At 74.9% G+C, this 25058-nt stretch carries 30 protein-coding genes and 1 tRNA gene; 17 read left to right on the top strand and 14 right to left on the bottom strand.

What is annotated here, in order from left to right; all coding sequences use genetic code 11:
- Window positions 1-3: 3 nt before the first annotated feature.
- Complete coding sequence (locus ACVJO7_RS00590; protein WP_491671252.1) at window positions 4-1308, bottom strand: nicotinate phosphoribosyltransferase; 1305 nt, start codon at window positions 1306-1308, stop codon at window positions 4-6.
- Between the two features lie 37 nt (window positions 1309-1345).
- Here ACVJO7_RS00590 and clpS point away from each other — a divergent pair, with 37 nt between their 5' ends.
- Entirely contained in the window at window positions 1346-1654 is a 309-nt protein-coding gene (gene clpS / locus ACVJO7_RS00585; RefSeq protein WP_344022730.1) for an ATP-dependent Clp protease adapter ClpS, read from the top strand.
- A gap of 22 nt (window positions 1655-1676) precedes the next feature.
- Window positions 1677-2228, top strand: a complete 552-nt coding sequence (locus ACVJO7_RS00580) for a DUF2017 domain-containing protein (RefSeq protein ID WP_344022732.1) — start codon at window positions 1677-1679, stop codon at window positions 2226-2228.
- A gap of 16 nt (window positions 2229-2244) precedes the next feature.
- On the opposite strand, the gene ACVJO7_RS00575 is transcribed toward ACVJO7_RS00580, so the two are convergent.
- Entirely contained in the window at window positions 2245-2634 is a 390-nt protein-coding gene (locus tag ACVJO7_RS00575; RefSeq protein WP_491671251.1) for a 5'-nucleotidase C-terminal domain-containing protein, read from the bottom strand.
- A gap of 729 nt (window positions 2635-3363) precedes the next feature.
- Here ACVJO7_RS00575 and ACVJO7_RS00570 point away from each other — a divergent pair.
- From ACVJO7_RS00570 to ACVJO7_RS00525, 10 genes are all read left to right on the top strand, one after another.
- Window positions 3364-3858, top strand: coding sequence for a M67 family metallopeptidase (locus ACVJO7_RS00570; RefSeq protein WP_491671250.1), 495 nt, complete (start codon window positions 3364-3366; stop codon window positions 3856-3858).
- A gap of 114 nt (window positions 3859-3972) precedes the next feature.
- Window positions 3973-4248, top strand: coding sequence for a MoaD/ThiS family protein (locus ACVJO7_RS00565; RefSeq protein WP_344022738.1), 276 nt, complete (start codon window positions 3973-3975; stop codon window positions 4246-4248).
- A 64-nt stretch (window positions 4249-4312) separates the two neighbouring features.
- Window positions 4313-5260, top strand: coding sequence for a PLP-dependent cysteine synthase family protein (locus ACVJO7_RS00560; RefSeq protein WP_344022740.1), 948 nt, complete (start codon window positions 4313-4315; stop codon window positions 5258-5260).
- Between the two features lie 107 nt (window positions 5261-5367).
- Complete coding sequence (locus ACVJO7_RS00555) at window positions 5368-5982, top strand: rhomboid family intramembrane serine protease (RefSeq protein WP_491671249.1); 615 nt, start codon at window positions 5368-5370, stop codon at window positions 5980-5982.
- Window positions 5979-6851, top strand: a complete 873-nt coding sequence (gene murI, locus ACVJO7_RS00550; protein ID WP_491671248.1) for a glutamate racemase — start codon at window positions 5979-5981, stop codon at window positions 6849-6851. Before ACVJO7_RS00555 ends, murI begins: the two co-directional genes overlap by 4 nt.
- Window positions 6848-7213, top strand: coding sequence for a hypothetical protein (locus tag ACVJO7_RS00545; protein WP_344022746.1), 366 nt, complete (start codon window positions 6848-6850; stop codon window positions 7211-7213). The genes murI and ACVJO7_RS00545 overlap by 4 nt, the downstream gene beginning before the upstream one ends.
- The gene (locus ACVJO7_RS00540; protein ID WP_344022748.1) at window positions 7206-7616 is read left to right on the top strand and encodes a hypothetical protein; all 411 of its coding nucleotides are present in this window, start codon (window positions 7206-7208) and stop codon (window positions 7614-7616) included. The genes ACVJO7_RS00545 and ACVJO7_RS00540 overlap by 8 nt, the downstream gene beginning before the upstream one ends.
- An 8-nt stretch (window positions 7617-7624) precedes the next feature.
- The gene (locus tag ACVJO7_RS00535; protein ID WP_491671247.1) at window positions 7625-8410 is read left to right on the top strand and encodes an MBL fold metallo-hydrolase; all 786 of its coding nucleotides are present in this window, start codon (window positions 7625-7627) and stop codon (window positions 8408-8410) included.
- Between the two features lie 22 nt (window positions 8411-8432).
- Complete coding sequence (gene rph / locus ACVJO7_RS00530) at window positions 8433-9236, top strand: ribonuclease PH (RefSeq protein WP_491671246.1); 804 nt, start codon at window positions 8433-8435, stop codon at window positions 9234-9236.
- Window positions 9233-9907 (top strand): non-canonical purine NTP pyrophosphatase, encoded by a 675-nt coding sequence (locus tag ACVJO7_RS00525; protein ID WP_491671245.1) that lies wholly within the window; start codon window positions 9233-9235, stop codon window positions 9905-9907. Before rph ends, ACVJO7_RS00525 begins: the two co-directional genes overlap by 4 nt.
- A gap of 39 nt (window positions 9908-9946) precedes the next feature.
- On the opposite strand, the gene ACVJO7_RS00520 is transcribed toward ACVJO7_RS00525, so the two are convergent.
- Window positions 9947-10351: a carboxymuconolactone decarboxylase family protein gene (locus ACVJO7_RS00520; protein ID WP_344022758.1), complete on the bottom strand. Its 405-nt coding sequence runs from the start codon at window positions 10349-10351 to the stop codon at window positions 9947-9949.
- A gap of 130 nt (window positions 10352-10481) precedes the next feature.
- On the opposite strand from ACVJO7_RS00520, the gene ACVJO7_RS00515 reads away from it, so the two are divergent.
- On the top strand, window positions 10482-11108 hold the full coding sequence (locus ACVJO7_RS00515) for a TVP38/TMEM64 family protein (protein ID WP_491671244.1): 627 nt from the start codon (window positions 10482-10484) through the stop codon (window positions 11106-11108).
- 1 nt (window position 11109) lies between these two features.
- On the opposite strand, the gene ACVJO7_RS00510 is transcribed toward ACVJO7_RS00515, so the two are convergent.
- Together ACVJO7_RS00510 and bcp are read right to left on the bottom strand one after the other, a co-directional pair.
- Window positions 11110-11182: transfer RNA gene (locus ACVJO7_RS00510), tRNA-Leu, on the bottom strand.
- A 579-nt stretch (window positions 11183-11761) separates the two neighbouring features.
- The gene (bcp, locus tag ACVJO7_RS00505; protein WP_344022765.1) at window positions 11762-12229 is read right to left on the bottom strand and encodes a thioredoxin-dependent thiol peroxidase; all 468 of its coding nucleotides are present in this window, start codon (window positions 12227-12229) and stop codon (window positions 11762-11764) included.
- A gap of 243 nt (window positions 12230-12472) precedes the next feature.
- Here bcp and ACVJO7_RS00500 point away from each other — a divergent pair, with 243 nt between their 5' ends.
- Complete coding sequence (locus tag ACVJO7_RS00500; RefSeq protein ID WP_344022767.1) at window positions 12473-12694, top strand: DUF3618 domain-containing protein; 222 nt, start codon at window positions 12473-12475, stop codon at window positions 12692-12694.
- A 15-nt stretch (window positions 12695-12709) separates the two neighbouring features.
- Here ACVJO7_RS00500 and ACVJO7_RS00495 read toward each other — a convergent pair whose 3' ends face one another.
- The 4 genes from ACVJO7_RS00495 to ACVJO7_RS00480 all read right to left on the bottom strand — a co-directional run bounded on the left by ACVJO7_RS00495 (window position 12710) and on the right by ACVJO7_RS00480 (window position 15772).
- On the bottom strand, window positions 12710-13906 hold the full coding sequence (locus tag ACVJO7_RS00495) for an NAD(P)/FAD-dependent oxidoreductase (protein ID WP_491671243.1): 1197 nt from the start codon (window positions 13904-13906) through the stop codon (window positions 12710-12712).
- A 122-nt stretch (window positions 13907-14028) separates the two neighbouring features.
- Window positions 14029-14805 (bottom strand): SigB/SigF/SigG family RNA polymerase sigma factor, encoded by a 777-nt coding sequence (locus tag ACVJO7_RS00490; protein WP_491671242.1) that lies wholly within the window; start codon window positions 14803-14805, stop codon window positions 14029-14031.
- Window positions 14802-15233: an ATP-binding protein gene (locus ACVJO7_RS00485; RefSeq protein ID WP_491671241.1), complete on the bottom strand. Its 432-nt coding sequence runs from the start codon at window positions 15231-15233 to the stop codon at window positions 14802-14804. The genes ACVJO7_RS00490 and ACVJO7_RS00485 overlap by 4 nt, the downstream gene beginning before the upstream one ends.
- A 119-nt stretch (window positions 15234-15352) precedes the next feature.
- Entirely contained in the window at window positions 15353-15772 is a 420-nt protein-coding gene (locus ACVJO7_RS00480; RefSeq protein WP_491671240.1) for an STAS domain-containing protein, read from the bottom strand.
- A gap of 166 nt (window positions 15773-15938) precedes the next feature.
- Here ACVJO7_RS00480 and ACVJO7_RS00475 point away from each other — a divergent pair, with 166 nt between their 5' ends.
- The gene (locus ACVJO7_RS00475) at window positions 15939-18215 is read left to right on the top strand and encodes a PP2C family protein-serine/threonine phosphatase (protein ID WP_491671239.1); all 2277 of its coding nucleotides are present in this window, start codon (window positions 15939-15941) and stop codon (window positions 18213-18215) included.
- A 276-nt stretch (window positions 18216-18491) separates the two neighbouring features.
- Entirely contained in the window at window positions 18492-19043 is a 552-nt protein-coding gene (locus ACVJO7_RS00470; protein ID WP_344022781.1) for a hypothetical protein, read from the top strand.
- 205 nt (window positions 19044-19248) lie between these two features.
- On the opposite strand, the gene ACVJO7_RS00465 is transcribed toward ACVJO7_RS00470, so the two are convergent.
- The 3 genes from ACVJO7_RS00465 to ACVJO7_RS00455 all read right to left on the bottom strand — a co-directional run bounded on the left by ACVJO7_RS00465 (window position 19249) and on the right by ACVJO7_RS00455 (window position 21789).
- Window positions 19249-19572 carry a WhiB family transcriptional regulator gene (locus ACVJO7_RS00465; protein ID WP_344022784.1) on the bottom strand — a complete coding sequence of 108 codons (324 nt, stop codon included), beginning with the start codon at window positions 19570-19572 and terminating at the stop codon, window positions 19249-19251.
- A gap of 241 nt (window positions 19573-19813) precedes the next feature.
- On the bottom strand, window positions 19814-20260 hold the full coding sequence (locus ACVJO7_RS00460; RefSeq protein ID WP_491671238.1) for an STAS domain-containing protein: 447 nt from the start codon (window positions 20258-20260) through the stop codon (window positions 19814-19816).
- A gap of 146 nt (window positions 20261-20406) precedes the next feature.
- Window positions 20407-21789, bottom strand: coding sequence for a DivIVA domain-containing protein (locus tag ACVJO7_RS00455; protein WP_491671237.1), 1383 nt, complete (start codon window positions 21787-21789; stop codon window positions 20407-20409).
- Between the two features lie 375 nt (window positions 21790-22164).
- Between ACVJO7_RS00455 and cds1 the strand changes: the two genes are divergently transcribed.
- Window positions 22165-23268: an L-cysteine desulfhydrase Cds1 gene (gene cds1 / locus ACVJO7_RS00450; RefSeq protein WP_491671236.1), complete on the top strand. Its 1104-nt coding sequence runs from the start codon at window positions 22165-22167 to the stop codon at window positions 23266-23268.
- Between the two features lie 6 nt (window positions 23269-23274).
- On the opposite strand, the gene ACVJO7_RS00445 is transcribed toward cds1, so the two are convergent.
- Both ACVJO7_RS00445 and ACVJO7_RS00440 read right to left on the bottom strand, forming a co-directional pair.
- Entirely contained in the window at window positions 23275-24483 is a 1209-nt protein-coding gene (locus ACVJO7_RS00445; RefSeq protein WP_491671235.1) for an amidase family protein, read from the bottom strand.
- The gene (locus ACVJO7_RS00440; RefSeq protein ID WP_491671234.1) at window positions 24480-24872 is read right to left on the bottom strand and encodes an STAS domain-containing protein; all 393 of its coding nucleotides are present in this window, start codon (window positions 24870-24872) and stop codon (window positions 24480-24482) included. The genes ACVJO7_RS00445 and ACVJO7_RS00440 overlap by 4 nt, the downstream gene beginning before the upstream one ends.
- Window positions 24873-25058 lie beyond the last annotated feature (186 nt).

Below are 25058 nucleotides of genomic sequence, written 5' to 3'. Positions count from 1 at the left end.
CTCTCAGTGCTCCGTCACGAAGGTGGTGGGGATCGCGGGCTCGCCGCGGGACAGCTTCAGGCCCTCCCACGGTACGGCGACCAGCGCCGTCCGCAGCCGCTCGCGGGCGGCGTCGAGGCCGCCGGCCGCGGCGTCCGGGGTGAGCTCGCCGGAGCGGACCAGCGGCACCGGGAGCTCCCGGTCGTGCGGCCCGGCGGCGGGCGGGCGGCCGTGCGGGAACACGACCTCTTCGACCGCGGTCCCGGTCGGCTTGAACCGGCGCAGCGCCGACTTCCGGCCGCCCCGCGATTCCTTCGACGTCGACCGCTTGCTGACCGGCCGCCCGTCCACCTCGACCAGCTTGTAGACCATCCCCGCGGTCGGCGCCCCGGACCCGGTGACGACCGAGGTCCCCACCCCGTAGGAGTCCACCGGCTCGGCCCGCAGCGAGGCGATCGCGTACTCGTCCAGATCGCCGGACAGCACGATCCGGGTGCCGGTCGCGCCCAGCGCGTCGAGCTGCTCGCGGGCCTGGTGGGCCAGCTCGCCCAGGTCACCGGAGTCGATCCGGACCGCGCCCAGCCCGGTCCCGGCCACCTCGACCGCGTTCGCGATGCCCTTGCGGATGTCGTAGGTGTCGACCAGCAGCGTGGTCCCGGTGCCCAGCGCGGCGACCTGGCTGCGGAACGCGGACTGCTCGTCGTCGTGCAGCAGCACCCAGGCGTGCGCCGCGGTCCCGGCGGTCGGGATGCCGTAGCGCCGGCCGGCGGCCAGGTTCGACGTCGTCGCGAAACCGGCCAGGTAGGCCGCCCGCGCCGCGGCGACGGCCGCCTCCTCGTGGGTGCGCCGCGAGCCCATCTCGATCAGCGGCCGGCCGACCGACGCGGTCACCATCCGGGCCGCGGCGGACGCGATCGCGCAGTCGTGGTTGTAGATCGACAGGGCGAGGGTCTCCAGGATCACCGCGTCGGCGAAGGTGCCGGTGACGGTCAGCACCGGGGAGCCGGGGAAATACAGCTCGCCCTCCGGGTAGCCGTCGACGTCGCCGGTGAACCGGTAGTCGCGCAACCAGTCCAGCGTCACCGGGTCCACCACATGGGCGAGCAGCTCCAGGTCGGCCGGGCCGAACCGGAACCGTTCCAGCGCCGCGAGCAGCCGGCCGGTGCCGGCGACGACGCCGTACCGGCGGCCGTCCGGGAGCCGGCGGGCGAACAGCTCGAACACGCAGGCGCGCTCCGCGGTGCCGTCGGCGAGCGCGGCGGCCACCATCGTGAGCTCGTAACGGTCGGTCAGGAGGGCGGTGCTGCCCTCCGGGACGGGGCCGGTCATGGCTGGAGCCTATGCCCGTTGTGTCACCATGGGGCGCATGACCGCGCCGTCCCCGTCGCCCACCGAGCAGGTCTCGCCGGACGTCGACCCGGCTGTCGACGACGCCGCCTCGCCCGACACGCCGTGGCAGGCGATCGTGTGGAACGACCCGGTCAACCTCATGTCGTACGTCACCTACGTGCTGCAGAAGGTGTTCAACTATCCCGAGCCCAAGGCGAACGCACTGATGCTCGACGTGCACCACAAGGGCCGGGCCGCGGTGTCCTCGGGCGACAAGGACACCGTCGAGGGACACGTCGCGCAGCTGCACGCGGCCGGCCTGTGGGCCACCATGCAGCGCACATGACCCCGGCTGTGAGGTACCGCACATGAACGGCTGGAAGCGCAGCGGCCGCGGCGAGCGGGTCCGGTACACCTCCGGGTTCTCCGGCGAGGAGGCTGCCGTGCTGCGCGGCCTGTTCCAGGAGGTCCGCCAGATGCTCGCCGGCCGGGCCGCCCTCGCGCCCACCGACGAGCTCGCCGAGCTGACCGGGATCCGCACCGGGCCGACCACCCGGCCCACCGACCGGGTGCTGGCCCGGCTGCTGCCCGACTTCACCACCGAGGACTCCGACCTGGCGGGCGGCATGCGGTCGCTGCACGAGCCGGCGCTGATCGAGGCGAAGGACGCGGCGGCGGGGACCGTGCTGGACACGCTGCCCGAGGCGGGCGGCCGGATCGAGCTCACCGCCGGGCAGGCCGACGCCTGGCTGGCCGCGCTGAACGACGTCCGGCTGGCCCTGGGCACCGCGCTCGACGTCAGCGAGGACATGCCCGAGCAGCTGCCCGAGGACGATCCCCGGGCCCAGCACCTCGGCGTCTACCACTGGCTGACCTACGTCCAGGACTCGCTGGTCCGGGTCCGGCTCAAGTCCCTGTAGCGGCCGCCCGGCCCGTTCAGTCCCGGGTGACCCGGTCGGTCGGCGGCGCCGCCAGCCCCGGGCTGGCCTCCAGGTACCCGACGAACACGTCCAGGTCGACCGGCCCGCCCACCAGGTCGGTGCCCGCGGTGAACGCGTCGAACCCGTCGCCGCCCGCGGACAGGAAGTTGTTCACCGCGAGCCGGTAGCTCCCGGCGTCGGTCACCGGTGCGCCGTCCAGCTCGATGCCGGTGACCCGGTCGCCGGCGACCGAGTACCGCAGGTTCGACGACGTCTGCAGGACCGTGGGCCCGTCGTCCACCGTGAACTGCTGGTCCAGCACCGCGCGTAGCTGCGCGCCGGTCAGCGTCATCGTCTGCAGGATGTTGCCGAACGGCTGGACGGCGTACGCCTGCCCGTAGGTCACCCGGCCGTCCGGGCCGGGCGCCAGGTCGGCGCGGACCCCCGCCCGGGTTGGTCAGCGCGAGCTGCGCGCCGTCCCCGCGGGACGCGGCCAGCTGCGCGTCGGCGATCACCGTCCCCAGCGGGGACAGCCCGGACGGCGCCGCGGCCCGGGGGAGCGGCCCGGCGAGCGTGCCGATCGGGCGCTGCGCGAGCGGCTTCGATCCCTGCACCGCGGCGTCGACGATGCCCCGCGCGACCGGGTCCGGCGCGACGTCGCGGGTGACGATCTCGTTGCGCGCGGTGGTCGCCGCCCGGTCGACGTCCCCGTCGCCGGTCAGCGCGAGATCGACCACCGACACCAGCCTGCCGAACGACAGTCCCTGCACGAACGGCCGCGGCGCCCCGGCCGGGTCGGTGACGCTGCACACGTACTGCTCGTGCGAGTGCGCGGAGAACACGGCGTCCACGTCGGCCGAGACGCCGGCCGCGATCGCCGAGCCCGGCCCGCCCGGCTCCAGCGCGCAGCTGCCGGGGCCGCCGCCGGACCCGGTCCCGTCGCCCTGGTACACCAGCAGCACCTGGGCGTGCACGCCCGCGCGGTCAGCTCGGCCGACGCGGCACGGCAGTATCACGGCGCAACCCCGCGCGCGCCGTGGGCGGCGTCACAACCGGGCGTGACGAGCCGGTGAACGTCGTCTCCCGTGGCCCGGGGACGTGCGGCTCGGTGTGCGCGCAACGTATCGTGACCGGCGTGCTGGCCATCCGAGCGGACCTCGTCGACGAGATCGTCGCGCACGCCCGGCGGGAATTCCCGCTGGAGGCGTGCGGCCAGCTCGTCGGCCCCGACTCCGGTGAGCACCCCGAGCGGTACGTCCCGATGACCAACGCCGACGGGATCGAGAGCGACTTCGCGTTCGCCCCGGCCGAGGACATCCGGCTGGAGCGCGCGCTGGACGCCGCGGGCGAGCGCCGCATGCTGGTGGTGCACTCGCACACCCGGGTGCCGCGCCGGCCGCTGACCGACAGCGGGCTGCCCGAGGCGTACCCCTCGGTCAAGGACATCGCGCAGATGGAGTGGACGCCCGACCAGCACTGGCTGATCGTGGCCCTCGCCACCGCCGACGCCCGTCCCGAGATCCGGTCCTTCCACCTCGCCGGCGGTGCCGTCGTCGAGGACGAGCTGGCGGTCGTGGAGTCCTACATGTTCGCCCACACCGGATCCGACGACGTCCCCGACCGGAGCTGATCCACCCTCCCCCCGCACCCGCGCGGGCGAGGTCACGCGGGAATGGCGCCGGACACCGGTTGCGTTGCCGCGTACAGAGCACGACCGAGCAACCGACCAGGAGTGATCACCGAGATGGCCGTCTCCGTCTCCATCCCCACCATCCTTCGCACGCACACCGGCGGTGAGAAGACCGTCGAGGCGAAGGGTGACACCGTCTCCGCGGTCATCGACGACCTGGAGTCGCGGCACAGCGGCATCAAGGACCGTCTGATCACCGACGGCAAGCTGCACCGCTTCGTCAACATCTACGTCGACGACGAGGACGTCCGCTTCGCCGGTGGCCTGGAGGCCCCGGTCACCGAGTCGTCCACGCTCACCATCCTCCCGGCCGTCGCCGGCGGGCGCTGAACAGCAGTCCGGATCCCGGGTGCCGGGCGGTGGACCGCCCGGCACCGGTCCGTGAGGAGGACCTGTGCGTTACGACTCGCTGTTGCAGGCCGTCGGCGACACCCCGCTGGTCGGGCTGCCGTCGCTGTCACCGTCGGCCGAGGTGCGGCTCTGGGCCAAGCTGGAGGACCGCAACCCGACCGGCTCGATCAAGGACCGGCCCGCGCTGGCGATGATCGAGGACGCGGAGAAGCAGGGCCTGCTCACCCCCGGCTGCACCATCTTGGAGCCGACCTCGGGCAACACCGGCATCTCGCTGGCGATGGCCGCGAAGCTCAAGGGCTACGAGCTCATCTGCGTGATGCCGGAGAACACCTCCGAGGAGCGCCGCCAGCTGCTCGCGATGTACGGCGCGCAGATCATCTCCTCGCCGGCGGCAGGCGGCTCCAACCAGGCCGTCGCCGTCGCCAAGCAGCTGGCCGCCGAGCACCCGGACTGGGTGATGCTCTACCAGTACGGCAACCCGGCCAACACCGACGCGCACTACCGCGGCACCGGCCCGGAGATCCTGCGCGATCTGCCCTCGATCACCCACTTCGTGGCCGGGCTGGGCACCACCGGCACCCTGGTCGGGGCCGGCCGGTACCTGCGCGAGCACAAGCCGGACATCCAGATCGTCGCCGCCGAGCCGCGCTACGGCGAGCTCGTCTACGGGCTGCGGAACCTCTCCGAGGGCTTCGTCCCCGAGCTGTACGACGAGACCGTGCTGACCGGCCGGTTCTCGGTCGGCAGCTACGACGCGCTGCGCCGCACCCGCCAGCTCGTCGAGCAGGAGGGCATCTTCGCCGGGATCTCGTCCGGGGCGATCCTGCACGCCGCGCTGGGCGTCGCGAACAAGGCGCTGGATGCGGGCGAGCGGGCCGACATCGTGATCATCATCTGCGACGGCGGCTGGAAGTACCTGTCCACCGGCGCCTACTCGGGGGATCTCGGTTCCGCCGCCCAGGGCATCGACGGGCACCTCTGGGCCTGAGCCCGGTGCGTCCGACGGCAGGAACGCAGCAGGAACGCCGCCGGAACGCCGGGCCGTAACCGGGCAGGACGGGCGAATCGGGCAGGTCCGCCGGTACCGTCGGGGACATGACCGCATACCCGTCCGGCCGGGCCCCCGCCCGGGTGCTCCCGCCCGAGCCGAAGCGGGCCGCGGGGCTCATGCTGCTGTTCACCGCGGCGCTCTACCTGTTCGAGGCGATCGACGGCGCCTCCGGCCAGACCGTGCAGCTGGCGGGCGCGATCTATCCGCGCGACACGGCGGGGCTCGCCGGGATCCTCACCGCCCCGCTGCTGCACGACGACTGGGCGCACCTGATCGCGAACACGCTGCCGTTCCTGATCTTCGGGTTCCTCGCGATGTCCGGCGGGATCGCCCAGTGGTTCTCGGTCACCGCGACGATCTGGGTGATCAGCGGGCTCGGTGTCTGGCTGGTCTCGCCGGCCCCGGTGATCGGCGCCTCCGGCATCGTGTTCGGCTGGTTCCTGTTCCTGCTGGCCCGCGGCTTCTACGCGCGCAACGGCCGGCAGGTGCTGCTCGCGGTGGTGCTGTTCCTGTTCTGGGGCTCGCTGCTGTGGGGCGTGCTGCCCTCCGATCCGTCGGTGTCCTGGCAGGGCCACCTGTTCGGGGCCATCGGCGGCGTCGTCGCGGCGTCCTGGGTGGCGAAGGCCGACCGGCGGGCCGCCCCTACCCTGAGGGCGTGAGCAGCGCTCGGAACGGCGGCCCGGATCTCGACGCACCGATCGGGATCTTCGACTCCGGGGTCGGCGGGCTCACCGTCGCCCGCTCGGTGATCGACCTGCTGCCCGCCGAGCAGCTCGTCTACGTCGGGGACACCGCGCACAGCCCGTACGGGCCGAAGTCGATCGCGCAGGTCCGCCGGCACGCGCTCGCGATCGGCGACGAGCTCGTCGAGTCCGGGGTGAAGGCGCTGGTCATCGCCTGCAACACGGCCTCGGCGGCCTGCCTGGCCGACTTCCGCGAGCGCTACCCGGTGCCGGTCGTCGAGGTGCTCCGGCCGGCCGTCCGGCGGGCCGTCGCGGCCACCCGCAACGGCCGGGTCGGGGTGATCGGGACGCTGGCGACGGTCGCGTCCGGCGCCTACCCGGACGCCTTCGACGCGGCCCCCGACATCGAGGTCACCTCGGTGGCCTGCCCGCGGTTCGTCGACTTCGTCGAGCGCGGCACGACCAGCGGCCGGCAGGTGCTCGGGGTCGCCGAGGGCTACCTGGAGCCGCTGCAGCGCGCCGGGGTGGACACCGTGGTGCTCGGCTGCACGCACTACCCGCTGCTGTCCGGGGTGCTGGAGATCGTGCTCGGCCCGGACGTGACGCTGGTGTCCTCGGCCGACGAGACCGCCCGCACCCTGGTCCGCACCCTGCACGGCCGCGGTCTGCTGCGCGACGGCGCCGACGACGTCGCGCCGCCCGCGCCGCACCGGTTCCTCGCCACCGGCGACCCGGAGCCGTTCCGGCGGCTCGGCCGCCGCTTCCTCGGCCCGGAGATCGGCGCGGTGGTCGGCAGAGCCGGTGCACGGGCCGCCGGACCCTCCGGGGTAACGTCGCGGCCGTGATCGGTGCGCTGGTCCTGGTGATCACGGTGGCCCTCTCGGCCACCGCGTTGTTCGGCCTGGTCACGACGGTGACCAGCAGGCCACCGGGCCGGGTGCACCGGATCGCGGTCGGGGTCTGCGAGGCGCTGATCGTGGCCCAGGCCGCGATCGCGGCCTACCGGGTGCTGGTCGACGGCGTCACCCTCCCCGAGCAGACCACCTTCCTGATCTACCTGGTGGTCGCGGTCTGCGTCATGCCGATCGCGCTGCAGTTCGCCACCGCCGAGCCCAGCCGCTGGGGCGGCGCCGTGATCGCCGCCGGCGCGATCGGCACCCTGGTCGCGGTGCTGCGCCTGCAGGGCCTCTGGATCCCCGGTGCCTGACCGCGGCGAGGTGCGCGCCACCGCGACCGGTCCCGGCCGGGTGCTGATCGCCGTCTACGGGATCTTCGCCCTCGCCGCGACGGCCCGGGCCGGGGTGCAGATCGCCGAACGCTTCGACGAGGCCCCGCTGGCGTACTCGCTGTCCGCGGTGGCCGGCGTCGTCTACATCCTGGCGACCGTCGGGCTGGCCGGCACCGGGCCCGGGTTCCGCAGGCTGGCCTGGTTCGCGGTGGTCTTCGAGATGATCGGGGTGCTGCTCGTCGGCGCGTTCACGCTGCTCGTGCCGAGCGACTTCCCGCAGGAGACGGTCTGGTCGTACTTCGGCATCGGCTACGGCTTCGTGCCGCTGGTGCTGCCCTTCGTCGGGATCTGGTGGCTGCGCCGCACCGCGCGAACGGGTTAGGGTCGCGCATGCGGCTGATCGTGCTCGGGTGCTCCGGCAGCGGCCCCGGTCCCGGGTCCCCGGCGTCCGGCTACCTGGTGGAGGCGGGCGGCACCCGGCTCACCCTCGATCTCGGCAACGGCACCCTCGGCGCGCTGCAGCGCCATCTCGATCCGTGGTCGCTGGACGCGGTCGTCTTCAGCCACCTGCACGCCGACCACTGCTCGGACTTCGCCTCGCTCGTCGTGCACCGCCGCTACCACCCGCGGCCGCCGTTCGACGCCGGCGCGTCGCCGCTGCCCGTGCACGCCCCGGCCGGCGCGCACGACCGGTTCGCCCGCGCCTACGCGCCGACCGCCGACGAGCTCGCCGGGACCGACCTCACCGACGTCTTCACCTTCCACGATCTGGTCGCCGGCGGTGCCCGCACGATCGGCACCGGCGACGACGAGGTGCGGCTGACCGCCGTCCCGGTCGTGCACCCGTGCCCGGCCTTCGCGCTGCGCGTCGAGCACGGCGGGCGGGTCCTCACCTACTCCGGCGACACCGGCGCCTGCCCCGGTCTGGTCGACGCCGCCCGGGACGCCGACCTGCTGCTCTGCGAGGCGAGCTGGCCGCACGGCGCGGCCAACCCGCCCGGGGTGCACCTGTCCGGCCGGGAGGCGGGCGAGCACGCCGCGACGGCCGATGCGCGCCGGCTCGTCGTCACCCACGTGCCCGCCTGGTACGACCGCGACGAGCTCGCCACCGAGGCGAAGGACGCGTTCGACGGCCCGGTCGAGGTCGCCACGCCGGACGCGGTCTTCGACGTCTGAACCCGCTTCCTACGATGGGCGGGTGACACGAGTAGAGGGCAGAGCGGACGGACGGGCGGACGACGAGCTGCGCCCCGTGACGATCACCCGGGGCTTCCAGAAGCACCCGGCCGGATCGGTGCTGGTGGAGTTCGGTGACACGAAGGTGCTGTGCGCGGCCAGCGTGACCGAGGGCGTGCCGCGGTGGCGGAAGGGATCCGGCCTCGGCTGGGTCACCGCCGAGTACGCGATGCTGCCCTCGTCGACCGACACCCGGTCGTCGCGGGAGTCGGTGAAGGGCCGCGTCGGCGGCCGCACGCACGAGATCTCCCGGCTGGTCGGCCGGTCCCTGCGTGCCTGCATCGACCTGCGCGCGCTCGGCGAGAACACGATCGCGATCGACTGCGACGTGCTGCAGGCCGACGGCGGCACCCGCACCGCCGCGATCACCGGCGCCTACGTGGCGCTCTGCGACGCCGTCACCTGGCTCGGCGAGCACGGCAAGCTGTCCGACCCGAAGCCGATCTCCTGCCAGGTCGCGGCCGTGTCGGTGGGCGTCGTCGACGGCCGGGTCCGGCTCGACCTGCCCTACTCCGAGGACTCGCGGGCCGAGGTCGACACGAACGTCGTCGCCACCGAGACCGGCACGCTGATCGAGGTCCAGGGCACCGGCGAGGGCGCCACCTTCGCCCGCAAGACCCTGGACGCGATGCTCGACTCGGCGCTCGCCGGGATCGAGCAGCTCGCCCAGCTGCAGGTCGAGGTGCTCGCCGAGCCGCACCCGAAGCTGGCGGCGGAGCGGGCGGCCACCGCGGAGCAGGCCGCGGGCGGGGACGGCGCCGAGTGACCCGCGTCCTGCTCGCGACCCGCAACGCGAAGAAGCTCGTCGAGCTGCGCCGGATCGTCGCCGCGGCCGGGCTGGACGGCATCGAGATCCTCGGCCTCGCCGACGTCGACGAGTTCCCGGAGGCCCCCGAGACCGGCGCGACGTTCGCCGAGAACGCCCTCGCGAAGGCCCGCGACGCCGCCCTCGCCACCGGCCTGCCCGCGATCGCCGACGACTCCGGGATCACCGTCGACGCGCTCAACGGCATGCCGGGGATCTTCTCCGCCCGCTGGGCCGGGAAGCACGGCGACGACGAGGCCAACCTGCGGCTGCTGCTCGCCCAGACCGAGGACGTCCCGGACGAGCGACGCGGGGCGGCGTTCGTCTGCGCCGCCGCGCTGGTCACCGCGGACTGTGCCGACGCGCCGGTCACCCCGGACGGTGCCGACGCGCCGGTCACCCCGGACGGCGACGGCGACTGCGCCCCGGGCCGGATCGTCGTGCACGGCACCTGGCGGGGGACCCTGCTGCGGGCCCCGCGCGGGGAGAACGGGTTCGGCTACGACCCGATCTTCGCCCCGGAGGGGGAGAGCCGCTCCTCGGCGGAGCTGTCCGCGCAGGAGAAGGACGCCGCGTCGCACCGGGGGCTGGCCCTGCGCGCGCTGGTCCCGCACCTCCGGGCCGCGACCTGAGCGCGGCTCCACCCTCCTGCCGGGGCCGGGGTGGCCCGTTCACTCCGGGGGCGGCTCCGCCAGCACCCGCTGGGCGATCTTGAACGCCGAGTTGGCGGCCGGGACGCCGCAGTAGATCGCGGTCTGCAGCAGGATCTCGACGATCTCGGCGTCGGTGAGCCCGTTGCGCCGGGCGGCGCGCAGGTGCATCTCCAGCTCCGCCCAGTGCCCGTGCGCGATCAGCGCGGTCAGCGTCACCGCGGAGCGCATCCGCCGCTCCAGGCCCGGCCGGGTCCAGATCTCGTTCCACGCGTAGCGGGTGATCAGCTGCTGGAACTCCGCGGTCGTCCCGTCGGTGTTCGCCAGCGCGGCCGCGACGTAGTCGGCACCGAGCACCTCGCGGCGCACGGCGAGGCCGTCGGGGTCCAGCTCGGAGGGGTCGATCCCGTCGTTCGCAGTGCTCATGATCCGAGCTTCTCACGGTGCGATGACCGGTACGTCCCGTAACGCGAGGCGTGACGCCGGTCGCGCCGACCGTCTGAGTACCGTTCCTCCCGTGCGGTGGTGGCGTCCCCTTCTCGGTTGTCTCGGGCTGGTGCTCGTGGTCAGCCTCGTGGTGATGGTGGCGCGCGCCTACGGGCTGTCCGTGGTGCCGCAGTTCGGCGAGGTGCGCCGGGTCGTCGAGGCCGCGGGCCCCTGGGGGCCGGTGGTGTTCGTGCTGCTCCAGGTGCTGCTCAACGTGCCGCCGTTCCCGCGCACCGTGTTCACCGTGTCCGCGGGCGTGCTGTTCGGCGCGGTCGTCGGCACCGCGCTCGCCATCGTCGCGACGGCGCTGGCCGCGGTCGTCGCGTTCGCGCTGGTCCGGCTCACCGGCGGCGGGATCATCGGGCGCTGGGCCGAACACCCGCGCGCGCTGTGGGTCCGGCAGCGGCTGGATCACCACGGCACCCTCGCCGTCACCTCGATGCGGCTCATCCCGATGGTGCCGTTCGCGGTGATGAACTACCTGAGCGGGCTGTCGGCGGTGCGGTTCTGGCCGTACCTGGTCGGGACCGTGATCGGGTCCACGCCCAGCACCGTGGCGATCGTCACGCTCGGCGACGCGGCGACCGGGCACGTGCGGCCCTCGCTGCTGCTGGTCTCCGCACTGTGCGGGGTGCTGGGTCTGGCCGGGGTGGTCCTGGCCGCCCGCCGGCCGATCCCGGAGGAGCCCGCGGGCTGAGTGCCGGCGACGGGAGTCGAACCCGCACTGTCGGCCACCTAAAGACCGTGCCTCTGCCGTTGGGCTACGCCGGCTTGTTCTTCTTCCGTGCACACCACGTGTCGGTGAGCGCGTGGCAGTTCGGGCACAGGATACGGAGGTTCTCCAGCCGGTTGTCGGTGTGGTCGCCGTTGATGTGGTCGAGGTGCAGCGGCAGCGGACGACCGCGCCACTCTGCAACCCCGCAGTGCTCGCACCGGGCGGCCCTTGGCCCAGCTCCGGCCACGGAAGTGGCTGGTGTCCAGCCCGAGCCGCCGGATGTGCCCGACGACCAGCCGGTGCGTGCCGCCGCTGGGCTGGTAGCCGAGCCCGCGCAGCACCGCCGCGACGGTCTCCGAGCTGAGAACCAGCTCGGCGAGCTGCTCGTCGGTCCACTGATGCCTGCGGCGGGCGGACGCGGCCCCCGGGATGTGCCCGGCATCGGCCCCGACCCGCACGATGTGCGCCCGCAGCCGGTCGTAGCGGCCCGGCCGGATGCCGAGCAGCCGGCACACCTCGCTCAGCCTGCTCGAGGCCGCCACCGCGGCGACGAGCTGCGCGTCGGTCCACCGGCGGGCGCGCGGCATCACGCACCGCCGCGTCCACCGTCGCCCGCGCGGCGGACCGCGGGCATGTCAGACCTTCCAGTCCTTGCGGAGCTTGGCGACGTGGCCGGTGGCCCGGACGTTGTACTTCGCGTCCTCGATCGTGCCGTCCTCGCCGACCAGGAACGTCGAGCGGATCACGCCGGTCACCGTCTTGCCGTACATGGTCTTCTCACCGAAGGCGCCCCACGCGGTGAGCACCTCCCGGTCCGGGTCGGACAGCAGCGGGAAGGTGAGCCCCTCCGCGTCCCGGAACTTCGCGAGCTTCGCCGGCTTGTCGGGGGAGATGCCGATGACGTCGATCCCGGCGCCGTCGAGGTCGGCGAGGTTGTCCCGGAAGTCGCAGGCCTCCTTGGTGCAGCCGGGGGTGCTCGCGGCCGGGTAGAAGTAGACGATCACCTTCCGGCCCCGGTGGTCGGAGAGCGAGACGGGCTTGCCGTCGGCGTCGTCGAGGGTGAAGTCGGGGGCGGGGTCGCCCGCCTGCAGCCGGGTACTCATGAGGCCAGCCTGCCACCCGGTGGCCGCGGCGCCACGGCGAGTGTGCAGGCTGTGGACAACTCGTTCGTCCAGGTGCCGGTTGTGGACCGACGCGGCCCGTCGCGAGCGGGTGCCGGGCACGGTGGCTACGGTGTGGGCCACGCCGCCCGCGCCGAGCCCGACGATCCGGCTCCGGTGCGGTGGCGAGCAGCAGGAGAGTCCCGGGCGCGCACTGTGCGCACCGGCCGAGTCGGAGGAGACGTGGTGGCCCGCGACCCCGAGAACATCCAGCGCGAGATCGAGAAGACCAGGGACGCGCTGGCCGACAGCCTGGACGCGCTGGCGGACCGGGCGAACCCGAAGAACCTGATCGAGGGCGGCCGGGAGCGGATCGCCGAGAAGCTGGCCGACCCGAAGATCAAGTACACGCTGATCGCGGTGGGCACGCTGGTCGGGCTGGCGGTGATCCGGTCGATCCTGCGCTGAGCCGGCCCGCCCGGCTCAGGTGAGGGTGTCCCGGAACTCCAGGGTGGCCGCCCGGTCCGCACCCGCGGCGAGCGGCTTGCGGTAGCGGGCGATCCGCCGGGCCGCCCCGAACCCGACGACGGCGACCAGCTCGTCCCCGCGCAGGTAGCCGACCGTGGTGCCCTTGACGTCGCCGCCGTCGAGGCCGTCGCCGTGCAGCGGCAGCAGTGCGTCGGCGAGGTCCGGCCGCCCGATCAACTGGATCTTCAGCCCGAACTGGTCGGACCAGAAGTAGGGCACGGTCGGCGGCGGGGGCTCGGCCCCGGTGATGTCCCGGGCGACCACCGCGGCCTGGTCGGCGGCCGACGTCCAGTGCTCGTGCCGGGCGCGGCCACCGAACCGGGGATCGGTCCAGGCGGCTGCGTCGCCGACCGCCCAGACGCCCGGCAGCCCGTCGACCCGGCCGTGCTCGTCGCACGGGATGCCGCTGGTGAGGTCCAGCCCGGTCGGCTCCAGCCAGCCCAGGTCGAGCCGGCCGCCGATCCCGACGACGATCTCGTCGGCGGTCAGCACGGAACCGTCGGACAGGGTCGCACCGGTGTCGGTCAGCGACGTCACCGTGACCCCGCAGCGCAGGTCGGCGCCCGACTCGGAGACGAGCCGTGCGGCGAGCGCACCCACCTCGGTCCCGAGCACCCTGGCCATCGGCACCGGGCCGGTCTCCAGCACGGTCACCGCCAGTCCGCGGCCCAGCGCGGTGCTCGCCACCTCGGCGCCGATGAACCCGGCGCCGACGACGAGCAGCGACGACGCCCGGGTGAGCGCGTCGCGCAGCGCGTCGGACTCCTCGACGCTGCGCAGCACGTGCGCGGACGGCGGCTGGCCGTCGAGGGTGCGCGGTGCGACGCCGACGGCGAGCACGATGGCGTCGGCGTGCAGGGTGCTGCCGTCGTCGAGCTCGATCTCGCCGGGACGCAGCGCGACCGCGGCGCGCCCCAGGTGGGTCCGCACGCCCAGCTCGGCGAGTCCCTCGGCGGCGATCAGGTCGATCCGCGCCCGGTCCCACTCACCGGCCAGGTACTGTTTGGACAGCGGCGGCCGGTCGTAGGGCAGGTGCTCCTCGGCCCCGACCAGGCTGATCCGGCCGTCGAACCCGGTCCGGCGCAGGCCCTCCACGGTGCGCAGCCCGGCCAGGCCCGCTCCGACGACCAGTACGTGCTCCGGTCCACTCACCGTGCCCCCTCACGATCGGTGCCGGCACCACTGCCGACCGTTCCGGATGATCCTCGCCTCCCCGGGCACGGTTCGTGCGGGGGCATTCGTCACAGCAGGGTCGATCACAGCAGCGCCGGCACTCACAGTGTCCGGTCGTCCGGATCCAGCCGGTTCCGCAGCCGGGTGAGGGTCTGCGACAGCAGCCGGGAGACATGCATCTGGGAGATGCCGACCTCGTCCGCGATCTGGGTCTGGGTCCGGTTCCCGAAGAACCGCAGCATCACGATGGTGCGTTCGCGCGGCGCCAGCTCGGCGAGCAGCGGGCGCAGCGACTCCCGGTAGTCCACCCGGTCGAGCTCGGCGTCGGCGTCGCCGACCAGCTCGCCGACGGTGGCGCTGCCGTCCTCGGAGGACAGCATCTCGTCGAGCGAGGAGCTGCGGTACGCCTCGGCGGCCTCCAGGCCCTGCAGGACCTCGCTGACCGGCAGATCGAGGTGCTCGGCCAGCTCGGACGGCCGCGGGGCGCGGCCGAGCCGCTGGGACAGCTCGGAGACCGCCCCGTTGATCGAGACGTGCATGTCCTTGAGCCGCCGCGGCACCCGCATCGACCAGCTCTGGTCGCGGAAGTGCCTGCGCACCTCGCCGGAGATGGTGGGCACGGCGAACGAGAAGAACTCGCCGCCCTTGCCGGGATCGAACCGGTCGATCGCGTTGATCAGGCCGACGGTCGCGACCTGGACCAGGTCGTCGAGCGGCTCGCCGCGGTGGTTGAACCGGCGCGCGATGTGCTGGGCGACCGGCAGGTAGCCGGTGACCAGGCGGTCCCGCAGGCGCTCGCGGCGCGGGTCGTCGGCGTCCAGGCTCGCGTACTGCTCGAGGAGCGGGGTGAGGTTCGCGTACTCGGGGTCCGCCGTCACAGCCCGGGCCCGGCGAGTTTGTGCAACCGGATGGTGAGGGCCGGGCGGCCCCCGTCCTCCTCACCGGTCTCGATCGCGACCTGGTCGGCGAGTGTCTGCAGCACCCGCCAGCCGAAGCTGTCGGTGGGGAGCTCGGTGGCACCGCCGGTGACGACCTGTGCGGAGACGTCGATCCGCTCGCCGTGCACGTCGAAGGTGCACCGCAGGGAGGAGCCGGGTGCGGCGAGCCCGACCAGGGTCGCGCACGCCTCGTCGACCGCCATGCGGAGATCGGAGATGGCGTCGAGATCGAAGTCGGCGCGGGCCGCGAGGTCGGATGCGACGGCGCGCACCGTCGGGATCAGCGTAGGCCGCGCGGCCGTCCGGATCTCGACCGTCGGCGCGGTGCCCTGGTCGGCGGGAACGCTCGGGGAGTCCTCCTGGGCCACGCTGGGACGTCCTTTCATCGGCTCGCTGTGCATCGGGCTCGCTGTGCGTCGGCTCGGTGTCCGTGGACGGGGTGCATGATGGCGCGCCGCGGCGCCGCGTGCAGGGCGGGGGACGGCGGTCACGGCCCGGGGATGCCGGACCGGTCCGGGACGACGGTGAACAGCTGCGCGGAGCCGGTGACCTCGAGCGGGCGGAGCACCGCCCGGCTGGTCGCCACCACGAACAGCCTGCGGTCGTCGCGGGCGGCCCGCCGGGCGGTGTGGATGAGCGCGCCGAGGCCGCTGGAGGCGAGGAAGGTGACCCCTTCCAGATCGATCGCGATCTGCCGGTCGCCGCGCTCGAGGAGATCGTCGAGCGCGGCACCGAGATGCGGTGCGGTGAGCGTGTCGATCTCACCGGCCACGCTCAGCACGGTGAGGCCGCTGCGGGGCGCGGAGAACGACAGCTCGAGGCCGCCGGGGACGCATCCGGGACTGCCTGCCGGCTCGCCGTCGTCCCTGGACGGCTGCGCCGAGATCGATCCGGGCAGGGGGATCACCTCCAGTCGGGTCGCGGTGCGGCATCGACTCGTCGGGGCGCCCCCGCCGTGTTCTCGACGGGGCCTTGCGGACACGGTCACGACCGACCCCGTGGGGGCGGCTCCGGCGACGATACCGGCCGGTCCCGGCGGGCCGTGCCGGGCGCCTGGCTCTAGGCTCGGTGGGGTGAACCGGTACCCCGACCCCGGCCCGGTCGCCGCCGGCCCGCCGCCCGAGCAGGCCGTCGATCGGGCTGTCGACCAGGCCGTCGCGCTGTCGACCGGGCTCCTCGGCGACCGGGCCGCGACGCCGCCGATGCCGCACGTCCGCGGGGACACCAGGGTTGCCGTGCTGATGATCGACATCGGTGCGCGGCGGGTCGTCTACGCCAACACCACCGCCCTGGAGCTGCCCGGGAACGAGCTGGCGCTGCCGGTCGGCGTCCGGGAGTGGGCCGATGCGGTGCGGCTGACCGACCCGGACGGGCGTCCGCATCCGGCCGGGGCCTCCCCGCTGGACCGGATCGCGGCGGGTGAGCAGGTGCCGGGGGAGCCGGTCGCGCTGCACGGCCCGGGCGCGGTGCCCGACCGCGACGGTGCCCCGGTGGACGGCGGCGACGGTGCGACCGCCGCGACCAGCCTGGTCTGGATGACCGGATTCGCGCTGGCCGATCCGGCGACCGGGGCCACCGACACCTACGACGGCGCGCGCAGCCGGGCACTGGTCGTGCTGCTCCCGCTGGCCGGGCCGGGGGACCTCGACCGGGACCGGATGGAGTTCCTGCGGGACCGCGCCGTGCTCGCCACCGAGATGTCGTTCACCATCTCCGATCCGCAGCGCGAGGACGATCCGCTCGCCTGGGTCAACCCGTCGTTCGAGCGGCTGACCGGGTACCCGCTGGACGAGGTCGTCGGCCGCAACTGCCGGTTCCTGCAGGGGCCGAACACCGACCGCGCCGCGGTGGCCCGGATCTCCCGCGCGCTGCGCGAGCGGCGCCCGATCACCGAGGTGCTGCTGAACTACCGCCGCGACGGCACGGCGTTCTGGAACCAGATCTCGGTGTCGCCGGTGCTGGACGGCGAGGGCAGGCTGGTCAACTTCGTCGGGGTGCAGAGCGACGTCACCGAGCGGGTGATCGTCGAGCAGGAACGCCGGGCCGCGCTCGCCGAGGCCGAGGAGGCCCGCGCCCAGCTCCGCCTGCTCGCCGAGGCCACCATGCAGATGACCTCGGCGTTCGACGTCGGCGACGTCTGTTCCCGGTTCGCCCGGATCGCGGTGCCCGAGGTGGCCGACCTGTGCACGGTGGACCTGCTCGACGCACCGGACGGCGACAGCCGCCGCCGGCTCGGCGTGGCCGCCCGGGACGTCGCCGACGAGGGCCTGTTGGCGCGCTCCGGGCCGCTGGGCACGACCCTGCTCGAGGAGCCGGCCGCGGCCGCGGTCCGGGCCGGCCGCCCCTATCTGATCGGCGAGCTGCCCGAGCACGGCGGCGACGCCCACCCGGACGACCCGGTGGCGGCCGAGGAGTACGAGCGGCTGCGGTTGCGCAGCGCGATGGTCGTGCCGATGCTCGGCCGCGGACGGGTGCTGGGGCTGGTCACCTTCCACACCCAGTTCCCGTACGGCCGCCGCTACACCCACCGGGACCTGCACCTGGCCTCCGACCTGGCCGGCCGGGCCGGGCTGGCGCTGGACAACGCCCGGCTCTACGAGGTCGAGCGGGACGCCGCCGCGACCCTGCAGCACAGCCTGCTGCCGGCGCTGCCGGAGGTGCCCGGCCTGCAGGTCGCGGCGCGGTACGTGGTCGGCGCGGACGGCAACCAGGTAGGCGGTGACTGGTACGACGTGCTGCCGCTGCCGGACGGCTCGGTGGGCGCCGCCGTCGGCGACGTCGTCGGGCACGACCTGGCCGCCGCGGCGGCGATGGGTCAGCTGCGCGGTGTGCTGCGCTCCTACGCCTGGGGCGGTGACCGGCCGGGTTCGGTGCTGGACCGGTGCGACCAGCTCGTGCAGGGCCTGGACATCGCCGCGATGGCCACCGCGGTGTACGCCCGGCTGGGCCCGGCGGGCCCGGACGGCTCCCGGGAGCTCACCTACGCCAACGCCGGGCATCCGGCGCCGCTGCTGGTCGAGCCTGGCGGGGAGCTCGTCCGGCTGGACGCGCACCACTCACCGATGCTGGGCGCGGTGCCCGAGTTCGGCCACGCCTCCGGGCGGAACCGGGACGAGGCGACGCTCACCTGCGCCGCCGGCTCGCTGCTGGTCTTCTACACCGACGGCCTGACCGACCTCGTCGGCGAGGACGCCGACCACCGGGCCGAGCTGCTGGAGCGGACGGTCGCCGAGCTCGGCCGGGACGCCACGCCGGAGACCGTCGTGGAGCGGGTGCTGGAGACCTGCCGTCCCGACCGGCTGGACGACGACATCGCGCTGCTGGCGATCCGGCTCGACGGCTGCGGCTGACCCGGACGGCCGACCGGCGGTCACGGAGCGCTGACCACCGCCCGCCGGACGTGTGAGACCGTTCGACCGTCCGGCCGCCGATCACTACCGGTGGCCGTCCGCGGTCACTTTGCGATCGCATGACGCAGTGCGGTGCGGGAGGGTCGCGATCGTCGGCCATCCGCTCGCGGCGCGCGCGCATCCACTCGTCCGGACGGGGGTGTGCCCGGTGCGCCGCAGCGCCCCGTCCGCGGTCTAGTGTCCGGCGAGGGAGCAGCGGGCGGATCCGGAAGGCGCGTGATCGTCGTGGGGCAGGACGTGGCCCGGCCGCGCAGGCTGGTGGCCGTGGCGCTCACCGAGGCCGAGTCCGCCCGGGCCGGCGGCACCCTGGCCGAGCTGTCGGGCAGCGCGGGGGAGACCGACCTGCTGGTGGTGCGGACCGACCCGGCCGGCGGGCAGCGGCTGGTCGAGCCGGCCGACGCCGAGGACTATCCGGGCGACGGCGAGTCGGCCGAGCCGGAGCCGATCACGATGCCGGTCACCCGGGTGCCGTCCGGGAAGGTGCGGCTGCACCGGCTCGGGCTGCGCTGGACCCTGCAGGACGGCGACGAGGAGGATCTCGTCGCCGCGCTGTCCGAGCTGGTCGGCTTCGATCCCGACGAGGACACGTTCTGCGTGGCGCCGGCCGCCACCGGTGCGGTGGCCGATCCGGAGATCGAGGTGGTCCGGCGGGCCGTCCGCCGGGTGGCACGGGTGTACGGGCTGCCGGTGCTGCCCTACCGGCCGCTGGGCTGGGCCGGGCCGGTGCACGACGACGCCCGCGCGGCCCCCGCGGTGCCCGGGGACTGACCGCCGGGCGGCTGCCGTGCGCGAGGGCCCGGAACGGTGCGCAGGCTCCCGGCTGCGGGACGTGTGCGGTCCGCGAGAGCGGGCCGGTGCGCGCCGGACGGGCTCCGGCCGTGGGACGTCTGCGGTGCCCGGGGGAAGGACGGTGCGCGCCGCGCGGGATCCGGCCGGGGTGGCGTGCTGCGGTGCCCGGGCTCGCGGTACCCGCTCAGCCCGCGGCGGCGACCAGGCCCGGCGCGTCCGCGGTACGGGCGCTGTCCCGGCGCTCGAGAACCGCGCGCCGCTCGGACTCGCCCAGGCCCCCCCAGACGCCGAACGGCTCCCGGCTCGCCAGCGCGAACCGGCGGCACTCCTGGATCACCGGGCAGCTGCGACAGACCTGCTTGGCCTGCTCGGTGCGCCGGGACCGCGACGGATTGCGCTCGCCGTCGGGATGGAAGAAGACCGCGCTGTCCATCCCGCGGCACGCTCCGAGGCGCTGCCACTGCCACTCGTCGTCCATCGGCCCGGGAAGCCGGGAAATGTCGCTCACGTGCTCACCTCGTCATTCGGCACCCGGGGGGCGGCTGCTGTTGCCATCCGGTTCCCTACGGTGCCCCGCGGCAAACGTGCCCTACCCGGGGGTCGGCTTCAGGAGCGGGTGTTGCCGAACTTCCGGTCGCGGTGGTGCCATCCGGTTCGGGACCATCGGCCCTGCTCACGGCCCGGTCACCGGAGACGGGCACGGCCACCGGTTGCCTGACGACGAGAAAGTGTGATCTATATCACAATCCTTAGGAGCTCAGTGCCGTGGTCACGTCGCCGTGGATGTCGAACAGGTGATGCAGCCCGGCGATCCCGATCGGCCGCAGCACGCGTCGTTCGGTACACGCGATCCGCAGCTCGACCCCGGTCCGGTGGGCCTGCTCGCGCAGCTCGATCAGCGCGGCGAGCCCGCTGGTGCCGAGGAACCGCACGCCGTCGAGGGCCAGCACGACCAGCTCGACCGACGGGATCCGGTCGGCGACCGCCGCCCGCAGCTCGGGGGCGGTCAGCATGTCCAGCTCCCCGCTCACGGTGACCACGACGACCCCCTCGGCGGGGGTCGCGGTGCCGATCTCCAGGCTGTCCGCGGGATCGACGTCCTCGGGGCCGTCGACCTGCGGCGTCGCGTCGGTCCGGGTCGTCCCACCGGGTGCGCCGTCGGTGTCACCGGGGCCTGGGCGGCGGGGATCGGTCATTGGCACGACGGTAGGCACCCGGGTGCGGGCGCGCCACTCGGGGGACTGCGCCGTTCGGGGCTGCCGCGGGCAACGATCGGCGCAGCCGCACCGGGCGCCGCCGGGGTCGCCGCCGGTGCGTGCGGCGGCCCCGGCGCCCCGGGCGTTCAGTCCTCCGGATCCGGTACCCGGATTTCCGGTCGGACGCCTCCCGGCTCGTCCGCGGGCAGCGCCCCGGCGGGCACCCGCTCGCCGGACGTGTCGGCGTGCTCCGCCCCGGTGGGCGCCCGGTGACCGGACGCGTCGGCCGCGCCGGTGTCGGCGGATCCGCCTGCGGGGTTGCGGTCGCCGGTCCCGTCGGCCGGGTCGCCGGTGCCGCCGTCGGGCGCCTCCGGCTGCTCCGGTCCGCTCCTCGGTGCCCGCTGCGCGGGCAGCGAGACCACGGGCAGCTCCCCGGTGTCCGGGCCGGTGTCCCCGGCCGGTCCTGTCGCTGACGCCGGATCGCGCAGGGCGTGCGCGGGCGCCGGGCGGGGCCGCGGGGACGCGGTGCCCGGCACGACCGGGACCGGGCCGGTGTCCGCGGGCTGCGCACCCGTGGGCCGCGGCGCGCCCTCCCGCGGGCGGTCCAGCGGCGGCGGCCCGTCGAGCTTGCCGATCTCCGCCCCGAGCAGGGCGTGCACCCGGGCCAGCTCGGCGCGCACGCTGCTGCGCAGCCCGTTGACGTGGGCGTGCATCGACGCCGCCGTGTCGGCGACGAGCTCGCTGTCCCGGCGCGCGGTCGCCCCCGCGGCGCGGGCCCGCTCGACCTCGGCCCGGGCGTCGCCGGTGATCCGCACCGCCTCGGCACGGGCCTCGGCGGCGATCCGCGCGGCCTCGGTGCGAGCCTGCTCGCGCAGCGCCTCGGTCTCGGCGCGGGCGTGCTCGCGCAGTGCCTCGGCCTCGGTCCCGGCCTCCCGGCGGCGCTGGTCCGCCTCGTGCTGGGCCATCCGCAGCACCTTGTCGGCGCGCATCCCGAACGTCTCCGGCGGCGCGGCGCGGACCCGCTCCAGCTCCGCCGCGAGCGCCTCGGCCCGCCGCTCGGCCTCGGCACGGGCGATCTCGGCCTCGGCCAGCGCGCGCTCGGTGGCGGCCAGCCGGACCAGCAGCTCGTCCGGCGCGGGAACGGGGCCGGCGCTGTCGGCGCCGTCGCCACCGCGGGTCACCACTGCGTCGTCACCGCGCGGCAGCCCGCCGGTCCAGGAGCCGGTGGTGGACCGGGTCCGCTCGTCGTCGCGCACGTCGTCCGCCTCGGTACCCGGGCCGCCGCCCACACCGCGCCCGGCCGCCGGGGTCCCGGCCGCACCGGCGCTGCCGCCCGGACCGGCGCTGCCGGCGGTGCTGTCCGTGCCGTCCGGACCGGCGCTGCCATCGAGGCGGTCGAGGCCGACCGGCCCGGCGGTGCCCTCGAGGCCGACCGGGCCGGCGGTGCCCTCGAGGCCGTCCAGACCGTCCGGGTCGGCGGTGCCGTCCCGGCCGGCGCTCAGGCCGTCCCGGCCGGCTGTGCCGCTCACGCCGTCTCGGCTGCTGCTCACGCCGTCCCGGCCGGCTGTGCCGCTCACGCCGGCCGTGCCGCCGTCCATACCGTCCACGCTGCCGCCGGTCCCTTCCGATGCGGCCCCGGAGTGCCTGCGCCCGAGGAACTCGCTCCACCGGTCCGCCGTGCCGCCCGGGCGCCGCTCGCCGCGCATCCTGCTCACGCTGTCCTCACGGTGCGTCAGTCTCGGTGTCCGGACCGTTGCCGCGCAGCCCCCGTTCGGCGGACGGAGCCGGTCCGGCGGCCGACGGCGGGTGACGCTGTCCGGCAGGCCGACCGGCGATTCCGGACGCCGTCCGCCGGTCCGGACGACGATCCCGGCGACCGGCCGGGGTCGCCTAGGCTCGGCCCGGTGCAGCCCGTCGACAGATCATGTGCCCGTACCCGCGCCTGGGTGGACGAGGCGATGCGCCGGGTCCAGGCCGACGCGAACCGGTCCGCCGACACCCACCTGCACGTGCTGGACCTGCCCGCCGACTGGGGTGTGCACGTCTACCTGAAGGACGAGTCGGTGCACCCCACCGGCAGCCTCAAGCACCGGCTGGCGCGGTCGCTGTTCCTCTACGGGCTCGCGTCCGGCTGGATCACAGAGGGGACCACGGTGGTCGAGGCCAGCTCCGGTTCCACCGCGGTGTCCGAGGCGTACTTCGCGCGGCTGCTCGGACTGCCGTTCGTGGCGGTGATGCCGCGCTCCACCAGTCCGGAGAAGGTCGCGCTGATCGAGCGCGAAGGCGGCCACTGCCATTTCGTGGAGCACGGCGTGCAGGTCTACGCCGAGGCGGAGCGGCTGGCGGCCGAGTCCGGCGGGCACTACCTGGACCAGTTCACCTACGCCGAGCGGGCCACCGACTGGCGCGGCAACAACAACATCGCCGAGGCGATGCTCGGCCAGCTCGCCGAGGAACCGCATCCGGTGCCGGAGTGGATAGTCGTCGGTGCCGGCACCGGCGGGACGTCGGCGACGATCGGCCGCTACCTGCGGTACCGGCGGCTGCCGACCCGGCTGGCCGTCGTCGATCCGGAGAACTCGGCGTTCCTGAACGGCTGGGCGCTCGGCGCCCCGGATCACGCGACCGGCCTGCCGTCCCGGATCGAGGGGATCGGGCGGCCGCGGATGGAACCCAGCTTCGTGCCGTCGGTGATCGACCGGATGTTCCCGGTGCCGGACGCCGCCAGCATCGCCGCCGCCCGGCACCTGCGCGAGCTCACCGGCCGCTGGGTGGGCGGCTCCACCGGCACCAACCTGTGGGGCGTCTACCAGCTGGTGGCCGAGATGGTGCGGGCCGGGCGGCGGGGCAGCGTCGTCACACTGATCTGCGACGGCGGCGAGCGGTACCGGCACAGCTACTTCGACGACGACTGGGTCGCCGCCCAGGGGCTGGATCTCGCCCCGTACACCGCGGCCATGGAGTCGTTCCTGGACACCGGCCGCTGGGAGCCGCCCGCGGCCGGGTAGCGGCGTTCAGCCCGGCCCGAGCAGCGCCGCGGTCGCCAGCATTCGCCGCTCCGATCCCGGCCGCCCGACCAGCTGCACGCAGGCCCGGCCCGCGCCGGGGTGCACCGGGGTGACCAGCGAGGGCAGCCCGGCGAGGTTCCACGCGGCCAGCCCGGTCGATCCGGCGCCGGCCGGTCCGGCGGTCGCGGGCAGCAGGGCGGCCTCGGCGCCGGACGAGTCCAGCCAGCCGATCATGCGCTGCCGCCAGGACGCGGGGGTGGCCGGTCGCAGCCCGCCGAGCCGGCGCACCCGGCGGCCCCGGCGCAGCGCGCTGCGGGCCGCCCGCGGCAGCTGCGCCGGATTGAGCTGCAGGTCCTCGACCCGGCGGGCCAGCCCGGCCTGCCTGCGCCGGGCGCCGTGCACCGGCAGCACGGCCCGGTACGGCGGGTCGGCGGCGACCAGGCCGATCCCGGCGGCGTCGAGCAGCCGGATCGCCCCGTGCACCCCGGCCGCGGCCGCCGGATCGGCGAACCGGGTCCGCCCGGTGCGCAGCGAGCAGGCGAGCGAGCCGACCGGCGGGTCCGGGTCGGGAGCCGGGCCGTGGCCGTCGCGGATGGTGGTGAGCGCGTCCAGCACGGTGCGCAGATCGGCCGGGCCTGCGGCGACCAGCGTGGTCTCGGCCAGCCCGGACCAGCGGCGTTCCTCGCCGGGCGGCAGCGGGAGCACCCGCCGGCCGGGTTTGAGCGCGGCCAGGCCGTGGGCGGCCGCGGCGGCCCGCAGTGCGCCGTCGCCGTCGATCCCGATCCCGAGCGGCACGGTGCCGTCGGCGACCGCGGCCGCCGTCGCCCGGCCGCCGGGGGAGCCGTCCGGGCCGATCGCGAACGCCGCGGTGCGCGCCCGGCCGGCGATCAGCGCGCCCGCGGCGCGCAGCAGGCGGACCGGCTCGTCGCCGCGCCCGGCGATCGAGATGCCCTCCTCCACCGCGACCGCGACACCGGCGAGCGGCAGCGCGAACCGGTCGGCGCGGCGGTCCACGGCGGTGGCCGCCGCCCGCAGCGGCTCGGCGTCGACGGTGAGCAGCGGGGGACCGGGATCGGCCCGGCCGAGCGCGCCGAGCAGTGCGTCGGCGATCCCGGCCGCGGTCCGGCGGCCGGCCCGGACGTCGTCGGCCGTCCGGCCGAGCACGCCGGGTGGCGCCGGGTCGGTGTGCAGGCTCATGGTGCGGGCCCGGGTCACGCCGTCCGGAGCGCCTCCGGGACCCCGTCGGCGACGTCGAACAGGGACAGCAGGCTGGTCGCCTCCAGCGCGCGGGTCACGGCGTGCGAACCGCACACCAGCCGCAGCCTGCCGTCGGCGCCCTCGGCCTTCTCCTTGGCCTCGACGAGCGCGGCCAGCCCGGCCGACCCCAGGAACGTCACCTGGGACAGGTCCACGACGAGCAGGCTCGTGGCCGCGATCTGGTCGGTCAGCCGCTCGGTGAGTACGGGTGCGGTCATCGTGTCGATCTCGCCGTGCACGTGGACGACGACGGCGCCGCCCGCGTGCTCGACCACCTCGAAGCGGACGACCTCGCCGACGTCGGGGCCGTGCTCGTCCCCCACCCCGGTGGGCGTCTCACTGCTCATGTGCCTCGTGCTCCCTCGACAGTCGTCGCCGTCGGCGGGCCACCCGCGCTCCGCGGGGCCTCACCGTGAGTGATAACCGGCCGCCGTTGCTTGACGTGCCGTTGGTGCTGTTCAGGTCCCACCCTAGTCAGGACGGCCCTTCACCCTACGGCCGCGGTCGGGGGTCGCACAAACGTTCCGCGCGCC

This window comes from Pseudonocardia sp. DxW, from assembly GCF_058448985.1.
This window is presented reverse-complemented; position numbering and strand designations above follow the sequence as displayed.

Bases quoted from the DNA above. Each gene is read 5' to 3' on its own strand.
- ACVJO7_RS00590 (WP_491671252.1), bottom strand. From the start codon at position 1,308: ATGACCGGCCCCGTCCCGGAGGGCAGCACCGCCCTCCTGACCGACCGT.
- clpS (WP_344022730.1), top strand. From the start codon at position 1,346: ATGACCGCGCCGTCCCCGTCGCCCACCGAGCAGGTCTCGCCGGACGTC.
- ACVJO7_RS00580 (WP_344022732.1), top strand. From the start codon at position 1,677: ATGAACGGCTGGAAGCGCAGCGGCCGCGGCGAGCGGGTCCGGTACACC.
- ACVJO7_RS00565 (WP_344022738.1), top strand. From the start codon at position 3,973: ATGGCCGTCTCCGTCTCCATCCCCACCATCCTTCGCACGCACACCGGC.
- ACVJO7_RS00555 (WP_491671249.1), top strand. From the start codon at position 5,368: ATGACCGCATACCCGTCCGGCCGGGCCCCCGCCCGGGTGCTCCCGCCC.
- ACVJO7_RS00535 (WP_491671247.1), top strand. From the start codon at position 7,625: ATGCGGCTGATCGTGCTCGGGTGCTCCGGCAGCGGCCCCGGTCCCGGG.
- ACVJO7_RS00520 (WP_344022758.1), bottom strand. From the start codon at position 10,351: ATGAGCACTGCGAACGACGGGATCGACCCCTCCGAGCTGGACCCCGAC.
- bcp (WP_344022765.1), bottom strand. From the start codon at position 12,229: ATGAGTACCCGGCTGCAGGCGGGCGACCCCGCCCCCGACTTCACCCTC.
- ACVJO7_RS00460 (WP_491671238.1), bottom strand. From the start codon at position 20,260: ATGACCGATCCCCGCCGCCCAGGCCCCGGTGACACCGACGGCGCACCC.
- ACVJO7_RS00440 (WP_491671234.1), bottom strand. From the start codon at position 24,872: ATGAGCAGTGAGACGCCCACCGGGGTGGGGGACGAGCACGGCCCCGAC.